The 14,233-nt window shown below is 55.0% G+C and carries 14 protein-coding genes and 2 pseudogenes; 6 read left to right on the plus strand and 10 right to left on the minus strand.

All coding sequences use genetic code 11. The features are described from left to right. Window positions 1–686: 686 nt before the first annotated feature. Together J2X43_RS15685 and J2X43_RS15690 are read right to left on the minus strand one after the other, a co-directional pair. Window positions 687–1,295 carry a J domain-containing protein gene (locus J2X43_RS15685; RefSeq protein WP_112389359.1) on the minus strand — a complete coding sequence of 203 codons (609 nt, stop codon included), beginning with the start codon at window positions 1,293–1,295 and terminating at the stop codon, window positions 687–689. Window positions 1,296–1,321: 26 nt separating this feature from the next. Further along, a complete protein-coding gene (locus J2X43_RS15690; protein WP_162706042.1) occupies window positions 1,322–1,564 on the minus strand; it encodes a hypothetical protein in 243 nt (80 codons plus the stop codon). Window positions 1,565–1,696: 132 nt separating this feature from the next. Here J2X43_RS15690 and J2X43_RS15695 point away from each other — a divergent pair, with 132 nt between their 5' ends. Further along, a complete protein-coding gene (locus J2X43_RS15695; RefSeq protein WP_310295246.1) occupies window positions 1,697–3,883 on the plus strand; it encodes an EAL domain-containing protein in 2,187 nt (728 codons plus the stop codon). Between the two features lie 229 nt (window positions 3,884–4,112). On the opposite strand, the gene cyoD is transcribed toward J2X43_RS15695, so the two are convergent. The 4 genes from cyoD to cyoA are packed head-to-tail and all read right to left on the minus strand — an operon-like array spanning window position 4,113 to window position 7,895. Continuing rightward, on the minus strand, window positions 4,113–4,496 hold the full coding sequence (cyoD, locus tag J2X43_RS15700; protein WP_112389356.1) for a cytochrome o ubiquinol oxidase subunit IV: 384 nt from the start codon (window positions 4,494–4,496) through the stop codon (window positions 4,113–4,115). Then, window positions 4,496–5,113, minus strand: a complete 618-nt coding sequence (locus J2X43_RS15705; RefSeq protein ID WP_310295248.1) for a cytochrome (ubi)quinol oxidase subunit III — start codon at window positions 5,111–5,113, stop codon at window positions 4,496–4,498. Before J2X43_RS15705 ends, cyoD begins: the two co-directional genes overlap by 1 nt. Beyond that, entirely contained in the window at window positions 5,110–7,065 is a 1,956-nt protein-coding gene (gene cyoB, locus J2X43_RS15710; RefSeq protein WP_112389354.1) for a cytochrome o ubiquinol oxidase subunit I, read from the minus strand. The genes J2X43_RS15705 and cyoB overlap by 4 nt, the downstream gene beginning before the upstream one ends. Continuing rightward, window positions 7,065–7,895, minus strand: coding sequence for a ubiquinol oxidase subunit II (gene cyoA / locus J2X43_RS15715; protein WP_112389353.1), 831 nt, complete (start codon window positions 7,893–7,895; stop codon window positions 7,065–7,067). Before cyoA ends, cyoB begins: the two co-directional genes overlap by 1 nt. Window positions 7,896–8,863: 968 nt before the next feature. Here cyoA and J2X43_RS15720 point away from each other — a divergent pair. Both J2X43_RS15720 and J2X43_RS31065 read left to right on the plus strand, forming a co-directional pair. Then, window positions 8,864–9,145, plus strand: a complete 282-nt coding sequence (locus J2X43_RS15720) for a hypothetical protein (protein ID WP_112389351.1) — start codon at window positions 8,864–8,866, stop codon at window positions 9,143–9,145. 85 nt (window positions 9,146–9,230) lie between these two features. Continuing rightward, window positions 9,231–9,458: pseudogene (locus J2X43_RS31065) on the plus strand (hypothetical protein); the annotation flags it as partial. Window positions 9,459–9,706: 248 nt separating this feature from the next. Here J2X43_RS31065 and J2X43_RS31070 read toward each other — a convergent pair. From J2X43_RS31070 to J2X43_RS15730, 4 genes and pseudogenes are all read right to left on the minus strand, one after another. Then, complete coding sequence (locus J2X43_RS31070) at window positions 9,707–9,865, minus strand: HipA domain-containing protein (protein ID WP_405049600.1); 159 nt, start codon at window positions 9,863–9,865, stop codon at window positions 9,707–9,709. A 119-nt stretch (window positions 9,866–9,984) separates the two neighbouring features. Beyond that, window positions 9,985–10,239: pseudogene (locus tag J2X43_RS31075) on the minus strand (HipA domain-containing protein); the annotation flags it as partial. Then, window positions 10,240–10,635 (minus strand): HipA N-terminal domain-containing protein, encoded by a 396-nt coding sequence (locus tag J2X43_RS31080; RefSeq protein ID WP_405049610.1) that lies wholly within the window; start codon window positions 10,633–10,635, stop codon window positions 10,240–10,242. It lies immediately after the preceding pseudogene. A gap of 91 nt (window positions 10,636–10,726) precedes the next feature. Next, the gene (locus J2X43_RS15730; RefSeq protein ID WP_112389350.1) at window positions 10,727–10,957 is read right to left on the minus strand and encodes a helix-turn-helix transcriptional regulator; all 231 of its coding nucleotides are present in this window, start codon (window positions 10,955–10,957) and stop codon (window positions 10,727–10,729) included. Between the two features lie 719 nt (window positions 10,958–11,676). Here J2X43_RS15730 and J2X43_RS15735 point away from each other — a divergent pair. Genes J2X43_RS15735 through J2X43_RS15745 form a run of 3 tightly spaced genes read left to right on the plus strand, consistent with a single transcriptional unit; the run spans window position 11,677 to window position 14,209 of the window. After that, the gene (locus J2X43_RS15735; protein WP_310296002.1) at window positions 11,677–12,378 is read left to right on the plus strand and encodes an SDR family oxidoreductase; all 702 of its coding nucleotides are present in this window, start codon (window positions 11,677–11,679) and stop codon (window positions 12,376–12,378) included. A gap of 31 nt (window positions 12,379–12,409) precedes the next feature. After that, window positions 12,410–13,306 carry an alpha/beta fold hydrolase gene (locus tag J2X43_RS15740; RefSeq protein ID WP_112389348.1) on the plus strand — a complete coding sequence of 299 codons (897 nt, stop codon included), beginning with the start codon at window positions 12,410–12,412 and terminating at the stop codon, window positions 13,304–13,306. 57 nt (window positions 13,307–13,363) lie between these two features. Beyond that, window positions 13,364–14,209 (plus strand): alpha/beta fold hydrolase, encoded by an 846-nt coding sequence (locus J2X43_RS15745; protein WP_162706040.1) that lies wholly within the window; start codon window positions 13,364–13,366, stop codon window positions 14,207–14,209. Window positions 14,210–14,233: the final 24 nt, after the last annotated feature.

Raw genomic sequence — 14,233 nt, forward strand, 5'->3', positions numbered from 1 at the left:
GGCCAGCTGGCGTCATTGTTGAATCCAAAGGGTATAAATTCTGTTCCCTTTATGTTCTTTTCTTGCTACTCGTATTGAAAAGGCAGGTGGCGACATGAAATTCGATATAGCACTCCATCGCGATCAACGCCGTTTGGCGGTTGCGTCACTAACGCATTCGAGTTCTCATCTTGCGTTGGCAAAACGGCGCTAGCGATGATTTCATCCAACCGTCGAATCCAATCTCTATATCTTTCGCGGAGGGGATTACCTTCGGGAAGAGCGTCAAACTTTACTCTCATTGATCCCGACTGGTCCGCGAGCGGAAAAGCTTCGGAGGGAGCCAGATCCCAAGGCAGCAGCCTTTATCGCTGCGGTAGACACAGATGACGAGCTTGAGGTCGATGCTGACGTGGTAGTTTCACGCGGTGAAGATGATGGTGCGCTCGCTATGAGCTGGATATGGGTACCAGCAAAAGCCGCTGATATCTCCTTGGTCGTGAGGAGGGCGACGAGATCGTTTTCAGGATGTAATCGCTGAAACGCGATGCCTCTCACCTTGGCGTCGGCATCATAGGCTTGGGACGGTGACACTGGCCATTGCCGCCGAGATTGTTGCCGCGGAGAACGCTGGTGCAGATTTCCACTTCACGACCAGATGCGAGTACCGAAGTATACAGCGGGCAGGGCGGCGAAGTGATATTCGTTTAGCAAAAGCCGTTTATTTTCAGCACTCTATAAGCTTTTATTGTAGCTTGCAACCGATCCTCGGAGTGTCGACTGCCGTCATTGGCATCTGGATGATGGAGTTTCAGCTTCTCCTTGTAGCGGAGTCTTATATCGTCCGGACTTGCATTATGTGACAACCCAAGTGTGTCAAAAGCTTGAGCTTCAAGCGGCCGTAGCCTGCGTTGCTGAGCCGAGGAAATGGTGCCTGCTGAATAGCTGGCTTTCCCGCGTGCCCTGAGTGATTTCGCTGAGCCTGAGGGAACTGATGAAGGGAGCGGTGTCTCCAAGTTATGCGCATTTGTCCTCACACCACGCGCCGGAATTTTGCCGCTCGCGGCATCGAGCTGGTACTTTGCAACAATTGGGTCAGACTTGCTTGGCGAATAGTCGTAGCCTTTGTTGTATTGGCGTGAATGCTCAGCACAAAACAGAAGATACAGCCCTTCCGCAGCGCCACCCACTGGAGCCCTCTGGGTGCCAAAATTCTCGCAGCCTTCCCACTGACACTTGGGGCCGCTTTGTTCAGTGTGCTTTTGGCGGCTAGCGCGTATTGGCCGAATGCCAACGAAGATCTTTGAAACGGTCATCAGGCTGATATATGGTGGACGCTCCGTCACGGGCAAGCTACAACTTCGCTGTGTGGCGTGATGATGTCCTGGATCATTTCACTTATGACTGCCGCTGCAAGAGCTGATCGGAGCATCAGCTCTTTCGGCACGGTGGTGGTGACCAACTTTACACGTGTGAACTCACAGACATCGGCAGTCAAAAACACCTCCGCGTTGACGGAGAAATTAATCGGCTTCGGCGTCAACTTGCGAACGAACTGAGGCTGCAGGACGATCAGCTCAAACAAATGCTTCGGCGCTTCGATCTGTCTTAGCCTGTCACAGCCAAAATGGCCCCGATTGCGACGGCTCGGTAAGCAACCATACATTGGCATCTTTGCATGTTCTTAACCAGATAAGGGCTAGTGATAGGCGATTGTGTGCCGGAAGTCGTCAAAATGTCTCCATCAAACACGTCTGTCTCTGTCTCCCTAAAATTCCTTGTATCGGTTGCTTGCTGGGCCGTCGTGGTCGGGGCGATTTACGGAACAATGGTATGGGCCACTCGCCAAAGTGACGAAACGGCGGTCCAGCGCCAGGAAAGTCTCGTCAGCCGGATCGTCAGCGAGATGCAGGATAGAATTGCTCATGACCAGGAAAGTGCAACCGTTTGGGACGATGCTGTTCGCAAGGTAGGTGAGGGGGATCGCGAATGGATACAAGCAAATCTCGGCAAGTGGATGCATACCTACTTTGGCCACGACGCTGCATTTGTGATCGGCCCCGCCAATAACCTGGTATATGGATTTTCGGACGCCGACAACGATCCGGAGAAAGCTTATCCGACTGTCTATGTGAAGGTCCGAACGCTGATCGATGAACTTCGTCGACGCCTGGCTGCTGGTGATACATCCGGCACTTCCGACCGGACACTCAGCATCGGCGAGAGCGATATAGTAAGCATCAACGGTAGCCCGGCAGTTGTAAGCGTCAAACCGATCATCTCCGATAGCGGCGAGATTAAGCAGCTCGCAGGCGAACAGCCACTCCACATCGCGGTACGTTATCTGGACGGCGACTTCACTCAGATGCTCGGTTCGCGCTACTTGTTTACCGGAATGCAGTTCGACTGGAGCAGCGGCAATCCCAACCGCCGTTATTTTCCACTGACGGCACATGACGGGAGTAGTATGGGATTTTTCAGTTGGGAGCCATTCCTGCCTGGAAAGGCCGTGCTTGAAGCGACCAGGCCCGTTTTCGCGCTGGCAGCACTCTTGATGCTGGGGGCAGTTGCAGCTTTCGTCATGCTTCTACAGCGCCGCGCGGACCGTTTGCGCAAAAGCCAGGGCGAGCTTTTCTATCTCGCCCATCATGACGCTCTAAGCGGACTTCCTAACCGTATTTCATTCAACGCCAAGGTCGACCAGGTCCTGGCGAAATCCGCGGCAGCTGTATTTTTCCTCGACCTTGACCGTTTTAAGCAGGTCAATGACACATTGGGCCATCCGGCCGGCGATAGCTTACTCGTCGATGTGGCGGCGCGGCTAAAGGCGACGGTTGGAAGCGACATAATGGTCGCTCGGATTGGCGGCGATGAGTTTACCATCCTCATTGAGGCACCAACTTCAAGTGGGGTCCAACAGCTGGCGGAAAAGCTTATCTCTGTGGTTCGTCAACCTTTCGAGATCGATGGTCAGCCAATCTTGATTGGTATGAGCATCGGTATTGCTTTCTCATCTGGCGGCAAGTCGGATACCACCGACATCTTGCGGAGGGCTGACATCGCGCTCTATAGCGCCAAGAGCACCGGCCGCAATCGTTACGTGATTTTCGGGCCGCATATGGACGAGATGGTCAAAACGCGGCGCGACCTGGAACAGGACTTACGCACGGCTATTAAAAGCGGAAGCCAGATTGAAGTGCACTATCAACCCGTCTACGGCGCAAAAAGCAATCATTTGGTGGGCGTTGAGGCGCTTGCCAGATGGCGGCACCCGTCAAGAGGGCTGATTTCCCCGGACACCTTCATCGCGATCGCCGAGGAGGCGGGCCTTATCGATAGCTTGGGCGAATGCGTACTAGCAACGGCTTTAAGCGACGCCAGAGCTTGGCCAAACCTTTCTGTGGCAGTCAATGCCTCGGCGGTCGAGTTGCGGGGGGAAACCTATGCGCTACGTGTAATTTCGGCTCTCGAAAAGACGGGTTTTGATCCTGCGATGTTAGAGATCGAAATCACCGAAAGCGCGTTGCTCGAAAACGAGGACACCTGTCGCCGCAATATCAACGCTCTGCGTCAAATCGGCGTTCGGTTCGCACTCGACGATTTCGGAACAGGGTTCTCGTCATTTGGACGTTTGCAGCAGCTCGATGTTGACCGCATCAAGATCGACCGTTGCTTCGTTGCAAGCTATGGGACCGCAGAGAACAATGACGCGATCGTCCAGGCGATGATTAGTCTTGCCCGCGCCAAAGGACTGAAGATTACGGCAGAAGGCATAGAAACTATCGAGCAGAAAGCATGGCTCAGTGAGCTAGGTTGCGACGATCTCCAAGGCTATATCCTATCCAAGCCCCTGCTCCCGGAACTGATAAGCGAACTCCATACCGGCAATGCTCGCCAAGCGTAGACTTAAGGAAAATTCCGTTCAGTGGCTGAACACGCCATCACCATGGCGCCGAATGATGGGACATTGGTGTCGGAATGGCATGCGGGTCGTCCGCTGGCTGCCGGAGAAGAGTCCAAGCCATGCAGATTTTAGTACGAGTGAGATGAAGTGGCGCTGGACGCCACAACTGACTGCGACTTGTCGACCTCATCGTATTCAAAAATGGGCTAAGCAAGTGGGGTGCCTTTCGCTATCCCATATCCATGAGATGCCCGGGCGGCATCATGTTGACGTTGAGATTGTGAATGATCATCATCGAGCCAAGAACCACCAATCCGACCACGAATACCCCGAACGCGAGCGCCAAAACATTGTTCGTGTCCTCTGGCCCGCTCGATATATGCAGAAAAAACACCAGGTGGACCCCCATCTGTCCGATGGCCAAAGCGGCTAACAAGACCGGAACGGCTGGGGCGTATATAAGGTCTGTTTGCGCTGCCCAGAAGGAAGCTACTGTCAAAAGGAAGGCAAGGATCAGACCCGCAACGTAATTTTTGATCGCGGCCTTCCCTTTGCCGTGCTCTCCGGGAGCTTTCGCTTGCTCATTGTCTCGGCGGCCAGTTGTGTCAACCATCAGCTCGCTCCCAGATAAACAATGGTGAAGACAGCGACCCAGACGATGTCCAGCGCGTGCCAAAATAGCGTGAAGCAGAACAAGCGCCTTAAGACCATGTCTCGCAACCCAAGGGTTGCTACCTGCGCCATCATGATGATGAGCCACAGCAGCCCTGCGGTAACATGCAGTCCATGAGTGGCTACCAGGGCAAAAAACGCGGATAGAAACGCACTGTGTGTCGGCCCGTCTCCTCGTGCAACGAGATCGATAAACTCGCTCAGCTCAAGTCCAAGGAAACAAGTGCCAAGGACAAAGGTGGCGAGTGCCGATAGGTAGATTAGCATCCGCTGGCGGATCTCGACCCCAATGGTCATCAAACCGCAGGCAAAACTCGACAGCAAAAGACAGGTGGTCTCGATAAACGTATGGGTCCGGCTAAACAGTTCGGGCCCGGTCGGTCCGCCCGCCGTCGACTTCGACAAGACCGCATAGGCGGCGAACAATCCAGCGAAGACAACGATATCGCTGAGAAGAAATAGCCAGAACCCAAACCGGACGACCATCTCCTTGGAAGCTGGTCCACGCTCAGAGAGCGGGATTGTGGCTTCGTCACCGGTTACGCTGGCGTCACTCATCCTCGAAGCACTCCGGTGGCAATCAAGTCATGAGCGGGAATCTTGGTCTCCGTGGACGTCCGCCAGGCATAGACTAGGCAGGCCACCACAAAGCCGAGCCCGCCGACGATTGCCATCCACCAGATATGCCAGATCATTGCAAACCCCAGGATGACCGCAAAGAAGGAGAGCGTGATACCGATCATGGTGTTCTGCGGGACGTCGATGGCCTCCACCGGTTCGCTGCGGTCGCGGTTATCGCCGTCTTGCTTTGTCTTCCAGAAGGCATCCAGGCTCGTCACCTTGGGAAGGACAGCATAGTTCCAGGCCGGGGGCGGGGAGACTGTCGACCATTCGAGCGTGCGGCCATTCCACGGATCGCCCGTTTCGTCGAGATTTTGATCACGGTTCCTGATGCTGACGACGAGCTGGAGCACAATAAAGACGATCCCAAGCAGGATAAGCCCTGCCCCCCAAAGAGCAATGATCATCAATGGCTGCCATGTCGGATCGTCGTAGTGTTGCATGCGCCGGGTCGCGCCCATCAGGCCAAGCAGATAGAGCGGCATGAAGGCAAGATAGAAGCCGACGAACCAGCACCAGAACGCCGCCTTGCCAAGGCGTTCGTTGAGCTTGAAACCGAATGCTTTGGGAAACCAATAGTTATATCCGGCGAAGGCTCCAAACAGGACGCCGCCGATGATGACGTTATGAAAGTGCGCAACCAAGAACAGGCTGTTATGCAGGTTAAAATCCACGGGCGGGATCGCCAATAGTACGCCGCTCATGCCGCCAATCACGAAGGTCACCATGAACCCTAGCGCCCAATAAAGCGGGAGGGCGAAATGGATGCGCCCGCCGTACATCGTGAACAGCCAGTTGAAGATCTTTACGCCGGTCGGTATCGCGATGATCATCGTCATGATGCCAAAGAAGGCATTGACGTCGGCACCGGCTCCCATCGTGAAGAAATGGTGCAGCCAAACCAGAAACGAAAAAACGCAGATTGCCATCGTTGCGGCCACCATCGAACGGTACCCGAAAAGGGACTTGCGTGAAAACGTCGCGATTACCTCCGAGAAAACCCCGAAGGCCGGAAGAATGAGGATGTAGACTTCGGGATGTCCCCACGCCCAAATGAGGTTGATGTACATCATGGCGTTCCCGCCAAGGTCATTCGTGAAGAAGTGGAAGCCGAGATATCGATCCAGCAGGAGCATCCCGAAAGTTGCGGTCAAGATTGGGAACGCCGCAATGATGAGCAGATTAGAGGCCAGCGCCGTCCAGCAAAAGATCGGCATGCGCATGTAGCCCATTCCTGGAGCCCGCAGTTTCAGGATCGTCGCCGTCAGGTTAATCCCAGACAGCAGCGTACCTAGTCCAGAAATCTGCAAGGCCCAAAGGTAATAGTCGACGCCTACGCCTGGCGAGTAGGTCAGTTCAGATAGCGGTGGATAGGCTAGCCATCCGGTCTTGGCGAACTCCCCGATGACCAGCGACAGATTGATCAGCAGCACGCCTGCCGCCGTTAGCCAAAAGCTGACCGAGTTGAGGACTGGGAAGGCGACATCCCTGACACCCAGTTGCAGCGGAACCGCAAAGTTCATCAAGCCGACCATGAACGTCATTCCCACGAAGAAGATCATGATCGTCCCATGGGCGGAAAAGATCTGATTGTAATGCTCGGGTGGAAGGTACCCTGGCTCCCCATTGGCCGCCATTGCCAGCTGGGTCCGCATCATAATGGCGTCGACAAATCCGCGCATAAGCATGACGAACGCTAGCGTCACGTACATGACGCCGATCCTCTTATGATCGACGCTGGTGATCCACTCGTTCCAGATATAGGGCCACCACCCTTTCACAGTGATAGTGGCGAAGAGGGACAAGGCCGCCAGCAAGACAAAGCCTGCGGCTATTAGCGGAATAGGCTGATCAAGCGGGATCGCATTCCAATCAAGCCTGCCGAGCATCAGCGCGTCTCCATGGCGGTTGGGGTGGCGGTTGCCTGATCGGGAAAGTGGGCGGTGCCGCCTGATTGCTTGACAACCTTGTCGAACAGACCCTGCTCGATTTTCCCGAAGGTTTGTACCAGCCTGGGTGTGCGGTCCTTCATCAAGTCAGAGTAAGCAGCTTCGTCCAGCATATCGTTTCTTGCTCGGGACTGATCTAACCAGGTCTTGTATTGGTCTGGTGCAAGTGACTGAAGATCAAACACCATGTCCGAGAAGCCTTCGCCGCTAAATTGGGCCGACAGCCCGCGAAACGTTCCGGCGTGGTCGGTCTGGAGGTTTAGCTGCGTCACCATCCCGGCCATCCCGTAGATCTGGCTCCCTAGCTGGGGGATCAGCAGGCTGTTCATTACCGAAGCCGAGGTGATTGAAAAGTGCACGGGGCGACCGACTGGGATGACGAGGTGGTTGACGGTTGCTACTCCGTCGTCGGGATACACGAACAGCCATTTCCAATCGAGCGAGATTGCTTGGACGTTCAAGACTTTCTGGTCGGAAGCGATCGGCTTGAAAGGGTCCAACTGGTGGGTGCCGAGCCAGGTTATTCCCGCGAGGAAGAGAACAACCAATGTGGGGACGGACCAGACGACAAGTTCGATATGCCCAGAGTATGTCCAGTCTGGCCGGTACCGGGCATTCTTGTTGCTCTCGCGGAACCACCAAGCAAAAGCGATCGTCCCAATTATGACTGGAATAATGACCGCCAACATGATGGCTGTGGCATTGAACAGTATCTTTGCCTCGGCTGAAGCGATGGGTCCTTCGGGGTTAATGATACCGCTCGTGAACACGATTTTTTCCTGACGCCCGATGACCTTAGGCCTTAGGGGCGAAGTATACTGATCAGGCCGACTTTCAAGTCGGTGCTGCAGGATACCGAGGCTTCACGGAACATTGTGCCGAGCGCTGGGTTCTCATCATCAGGGCCGGATCAGCAGACTTTAGCCCGCGTAGCTGCCGGAGGATTAATTTGGCGAACGATCGACCTAGACCTTACCGCACTATGATCGCCTACGTTGTTGCAATTGTTGTCGTCGCTTTTGCGCTGGCAGGTTGGTACTCTTACAAGTTCATCCAGGTGACCCACAGCGGCCTGGAAGTGCGACAACAACGGTGAATTGATTGACCCGTCGTGTAAGCAGCGTCCAAGTGGACGCTTCATATCGTGATCTCAGCCAACCCAATCAAATGTCTCAATGCGTTGCATTGAGCGTTGAGCAGGTGCGCAGGAGACGTTGAACTTTCACGGTGCTGATTGTTTACGCTGGCCGGAGGCGCCGCGAAAGTAGGTTTAACGGCGGCCGGGGGAGGCCAAAGGGTTAGGGTCACATTGAGCTGACCGTTGACCACAGCAGCGTCACCCTTGCCGTTTGATCGCCAATGGCCAGACTTGCAAATGCGCCTGATCAGCATGGAAAGAGCGCACAGATCTGACAATCGCGTTTTAAACCGAACCGAGGCAGTGTTAAGCCGTCAGGCGCCCTCTATGTGTTGTCGAGAATCTGATAATCGTAGAAATCAATTTTTGAGAGGTGAACTTGCCCGCGTTTCTCGTGACTGCGACAATACTCGTTGAAGCTGACGACGAAGTCCGCGCTTCCCGTAAAGCGCTAGCAAAGATCTTAATGGAACCCAGCATCGCCCTCGACGTCCAATCCGACGGCGAGCACCACGCACGCGTTATTATCCAAGGTGTTGAGCGGCAAGAGTTGATTAGAGAAGCTGGCCTCATCGATAAGACGAACGAAGATCGGACATCATGACCGACGAAGGAGATGTCTCAAATCGACGACGGGTCACGATCAATAAAGCACTTGCAAGGGCGCAGTCGCTGGGGATCCAAGTCGATGCTGATCTTCGGTTCGCTGAGCTTCTGGAGAATTGGGCAGATGGGCACATCACGATGAAGGAAGCTCGTGCTGCGTACCTAGAGCATATCCGGGAGAGGGACCAAGCACAGGCCGACTGGCGTTCACTTGGGATTGCATCGGCGATAGCCAAGGCTAAGGCCGCGCTGGTCAAAAGACGCGGCGAAAGCTGAGGCCTTTCCACAGCAGCTTTCTGCCAGAGGTTCGTGAACTCGTTGTTGAGTTCGTCCGGTCACACCCGCGGCCGCCGCTTGCTGGCGCGGTGCGTTCGACGTGCTTCCCGTTGCAGCGACGGAACGTCGGCGGAAGCTCTTAGCTGTGACGGCGGACGGCGGCTCTCGCGACTCCGCCGCGCGTGTGCTTCGCGAAATCGACCGCGTCCGCGATGAAAGCGCACCCGAAGACGAGCCGCGGCATCCCGATCTGTCGTCCGGAAAGCCTTCGCCTATTCTTGTGCCCGATCCCGACGTGGAAGACAGCGGCTAAATCGACACCCTGACGAGTTTGGCGCGGTCTGCGATCAGATCCGCAAAGTGATTTATCCTAGCGGAATCGATGCAGAGGTCTGAGATGTCTTCCACTACTCTCGCTACGGCTTCAGCGGTGGAGTCGACCAAGTCTGTAATTCTGCGGCGCACCAAAGGTAAGCCAACTCCAGCTTCCTTCGCAAAAGTCTGCCATCCAACAGCGTCCATCTCGGCAAGCGTGGTACGTTTCCCGATCCTCATGGCCATTTACGGTGAAAGGTCTGGATAGGCGATCGTAGAAAGCAGATCGTACAACGGGGCCATTCTTGGTCCCTGATCGTCGTAGAGGATCGAGAAATTCTTGCCGTGGGCGTCGGCGTTTCCGACAACCAGGTTGAAGATCGCGGCGTCCAGTAGCTTAAGCACATCAGTTGCAGGGCGCGCCGACACTCGTCGCAATAGCTCGAAGCAGTCCTTGAAAGTGGGCCGCCTTCGCTCGCATATTTCGTTTCGGGTGGCACGCCGAGCGCTTGGCAGAAGTCTTCCTGGTGGATGCGATGTACCACGCCGCGTCCATCGGGCGCGCGGTCATATCTTTCAACCAAGAGAAACGAACGCCCCTCAACAGACCTTGGCTCCACTGGGGCTACATCGAGGCCGATGGTGGCGGCGAGCCTCATCACAAATGCTTCGTTTTCGGTTGTTCCCTCGAAGCGTGCGATAGGCGGTTTCAGGATATGCGTGGTCGCCTGGCCGGGAAGCGGAAGTGCTATCTGCTCGCCGATCAGAACAATCGGCACCTAGGATTGCGCACCGGCCAAAGACAGGCTCAAGCCTTCTTCGCCGGCCAGGAGAGGTCGCATCGGAAGTGCGTCCAAAACTCGAACGATTCCTGCATCATCAAGGGGAGTCGGCAGTCGCTTTGCAAGCGGCGCTATCTCAATTGGCTTTTGATTTTCAGGCAGGAGCTGAAGAGCGCCTGCAACGTCACCACCTAAGCGGTCGAGAAGCGCAAAGTCGTTCGCAGGTGAAACACCCAATGCCTGGGCGGCGACTTGGCGTTGGCTCTCCTCGGGCAAAAGGCCGCCGAAGAACGGGTGGCATTCTCGGCGGGAGAATTGCTCTGGCCGCTTCGGGAGTGATGCTGAAAGCGGAAGCGCTTTCTCGTCATCAAGCCAAGCTTGAGAATAGGTGATTGAGAATAGGTGAAACTAATGTCGCCGTGCCTGTCTTGCGTGAACTGACCGACAAAGCTGCCATCCCACCAAACGTTGAGAGTTTTTGCCGTCATTGCCTACGCTCGCCAGGGGACAGAATATCGACGGAGCAGCCGAGCGTTTGCAGAACCTGCAAGACCTTCCCAATCTGGGCCGTTGGCTTGCCGGCTTCGAGATCGACAATGAAGCGAAGACCGACGCCAGCAACTCCGGCAAGCTCATCCTGCCGCAAGTTTTGCTCCTTGCGTGCGCTGCGTACCAGGGCGCCGATATCCGATGTATTTCTAACTTGTTTTGCCATCTTCATTTTCCCGATGTCAGCACCCCTCACACAGGACCGCCCGCTCGGCGGCGATGTATCGGCTATCGCTTCTCGGCTCAGTAAACCGCTAATCCGCATCTAATATAGTTTGCCTCGCCTGAATTTGCCTCAGCAGACCTGGGCGATAATCCTCCCGCCGGGTGTGAGGCGCGGTGTGCAAAACGTCTATCAAAGCTCACATGTAGAGCTTTGCTTCAGTTGGCAGCCTATTGCCCCGAAATGTATTCGCTTATTTGAAGCTCCTTGGGCGGCCCATCCGAGGGAATCGGCTCCGGGCGAATTCGTTTCTCGCTCTAATGCTCGTCGCTGTCTGACGGCTCTGAACTGACGCATCGCGCCTGCAGCAAATGCGTCCCTCAAGCAATACAATTTGCAAATAGCCCACCTCTGACCCGCGTATACCTGAGCCGCGGCCGCCGATCCGACAGGATAATGTACTGCATCAAGTTGCCATACATTCCAACGGTTCCAGTGGAACCGACGCACTCGGCGGGTCGATGTGATTTCCATCACGTTGATACAATCAATCGGCTCTTATGCACGATCAGGCCCTAGGATCTTTCGTTAGTGGGTTGGAAAAACCAATCCACATGCTATGGATGGAAAGCCACAAGAAAACTCATTCCAGATCTGGTCTAGGAGGACCTATGTCAGAAACTCAAAATCGCGTTGCGTTGGTAACTTGAGCTGGCCAAGGTATTGGCAGAGCCATCGCGTTGCAGCTTGCTGCAGACGGCTTTGACATTGCGATCAACGATATCTCCAAGTCAGGTGAAAAGGCTGAGGCCGTGGCGAGCGAGATTCGAGCATTGGGCCGCAAGAGCGCAGTTGTTCTAGCCGACGTAACTCAGGCCTCGCAGATAGCCAAGGCTTTCCAAGATGCGGTTGATCATCTGGGCAATTTGAGCGTCGCGGTCGCTAACGCTGGTATCGCACGCGTCGAGTCATTGCTTGACCTCTCACCGGAAGCTTGGGACCGAATGTTCGAGATCAATGTTCGGGGAGTTTTCCTCACCTATCAGGCTGCCGCGCGGCAGTTTATCAAGCAGGGTACCGGTGGAAAAATCATTGGTGCTGCTTCGCAGGTGGCTCATCGCGCCGCCGGCGGATTTGCTGCCTATTCTTCCAGCAAATTTGCCGTTCGGGGCCTAACACAGGCAGCGGCACAGGAATGGGCGGCGCACGGCATCACAGTGAACTCATATGCTCCTGGTGTCGTTGACACGGCACTTTGGGATACCGCCAAGGAAATCCAGACCTCGTTGGTCGCCAGCATCCCACTTGGACGCCTGCAGTCACCGCAGGATGTTGGTAATACCGTCTCGTTTCTCGCGTCGTCGAAATCCGACTACATGACCGGGCAAACGAAAATTCCGGACGGGGGCATGGTTTTCGCCTGACCAAGCGCGCGCGTCTTAGGAGGAGGAATGCATGCCAGGCGATCACGAACCGTCCGCTCTGTTATCGATAAGCGAATTCAACTGTATCGACGCGTCATTCATTAATGGCGACGTCATGATCCATTGCGAGTCATATGGAGCAGGGGAGCCACTAATCTTCCTACACGGCTTCCCAGATAACTCGTTTACCTATCATAAGCAGATCGCGGAATTTTCCAAAGACTATAAGGTTTACGTGCCGACCATGCGCGGCTATCCGCCAAGTTCTGTACCGCGAGATGTCGATCGGTATTCGCTAAGTGAACTAGTTAGCGATATCGTCGAATTGCTCGATCACCTGCAGGTAAGTGCGGCACACGTCATTGGCCATGACTGGGGTGGTGTCATTCTGCAGGCGTTCGCCCTCTATCATCCGGAGAGAGTTAAGAGTCTGGTACTCTTAAACTCTCCGGTACTCCAGCCTTTCCTCATTCTACTGCAAGCCGATGGCGAGCAGCAGAAGCTCGCGCGATATACGCAAGCATATCATCGATACCAACCCGGAGATCCAAAGGATGAGGAGCATATTGTGCGCCATATTCGCGATCCGGAATGGAGAGAATATATCGGAGACTATCTCAGGGCATCCCCTATCGAGGGTATGCTGAGTTACTACAAGAAGAACTATCCGGGCCCTCCGTATGGAAATCCGCCTCCGGACGACTCTTCTTCTTTTATCTACAAGGTTCCGACGCTCATCCTTTGGGGCTTAGATGACCCCTATTTTTCGATTAAGCATTTGAGCGCCCTCTGGGAGTGGTTTGAACCATCCTATCGCTTCGTTTCAATTCCCGATGCCGGCCATTGGGTCCATCAGGATGCCCCTCAGAAAGTAAACTACGAGATCAGATCATGGCTTGCGGGCTTCACGGGAGGCCACGCCGCCTAAGCCTGTCGTCCTCGACGACGACGAACGTCTCGAGCAATCTATGGAAGGAGAAATAACGTGACCAAATACAAAGCGGATTCCGCGCGGACACAGTACGTCCAAGGCGCGTTGGCCAACTACGGCTACCGGGAAATCGGTGAGACCACCGGAACGCCGATTATTTTGCTGCAGCGCTACCGCGGTACGATTGACGATTGGGACCCCGCGCTCATCGAAGAACTGTCGAAAGACAGGCGGGTCATTGTGTTCGATAACGTCGGAATCGGCTCAAGCGATGGCGTCGCTCCGGACACCATTGCCGCCATGGCCGAAGGCGTCGCGGATTTCGTCAGTGCTCAGAAATACGGCAAAGTCGACATTGTGGGCTGGTCTATGGGCGGTTTTGTCGCTCAGGTCTTGGCGTTGGACCACGCGGACATTGTGAACAAGGTCGTCGTTGCGGGTTCTGGTCCCGGTGAGCCCAGCGTGCGGCCGACAGAAGATCCCAAATCGGTCGAAATCCGACAAAAGGTAGAACCCTCTGTCGATGACATTATCTACATCTTCTTCTCGCATACCGAGACGGGGAAGGCTGCGGCTGGCCAGGTTCTATCGCGCTTCTTTCATCACGACTCCGGGGAAGTGCTCACAGTAAAGCAGGCATCGTGGGAGCAACAGGCAAAAGCGATCCAGGGTTGGAACAGCGGGCAGAATTCCGCATGGGCCCGCCTGAGCGAGATTGAGGTACCGGTTTTGGTCGCGAATGGATCGCACGACATCATGGAGCCGTCGATCCAGTCGTTCGAGATGGCTAGAAAGCTAAAGGGCGCCGTTACGACATTTTACAGCGATAGCGGCCACGCATTCTTGTTCCAGTATCCGGAAAAGTTCGCAAGAAAGGTCACGGACTTCTTCGCATCCTAGCAAGCCTATGACGGGCATCGACAC

Origin of the sequence: Rhizobium sp. BE258 (genome assembly GCF_031457345.1) — a bacterium.
Taxonomy (GTDB): domain Bacteria; phylum Pseudomonadota; class Alphaproteobacteria; order Rhizobiales; family Rhizobiaceae; genus Rhizobium.

Bases quoted from the DNA above. Each gene is read 5' to 3' on its own strand.
- J2X43_RS15720 (WP_112389351.1), top strand. From the start codon at position 8,864: ATGACCGACGAAGGAGATGTCTCAAATCGACGACGGGTCACGATCAAT.
- cyoB (WP_112389354.1), bottom strand. From the start codon at position 7,065: ATGCTCGGCAGGCTTGATTGGAATGCGATCCCGCTTGATCAGCCTATT.
- J2X43_RS15705 (WP_310295248.1), bottom strand. From the start codon at position 5,113: ATGAGTGACGCCAGCGTAACCGGTGACGAAGCCACAATCCCGCTCTCT.
- cyoD (WP_112389356.1), bottom strand. From the start codon at position 4,496: ATGGTTGACACAACTGGCCGCCGAGACAATGAGCAAGCGAAAGCTCCC.
- J2X43_RS15685 (WP_112389359.1), bottom strand. From the start codon at position 1,295: ATGACCGTTTCAAAGATCTTCGTTGGCATTCGGCCAATACGCGCTAGC.
- J2X43_RS15730 (WP_112389350.1), bottom strand. From the start codon at position 10,957: ATGGCAAAACAAGTTAGAAATACATCGGATATCGGCGCCCTGGTACGC.
- J2X43_RS15740 (WP_112389348.1), top strand. From the start codon at position 12,410: ATGCCAGGCGATCACGAACCGTCCGCTCTGTTATCGATAAGCGAATTC.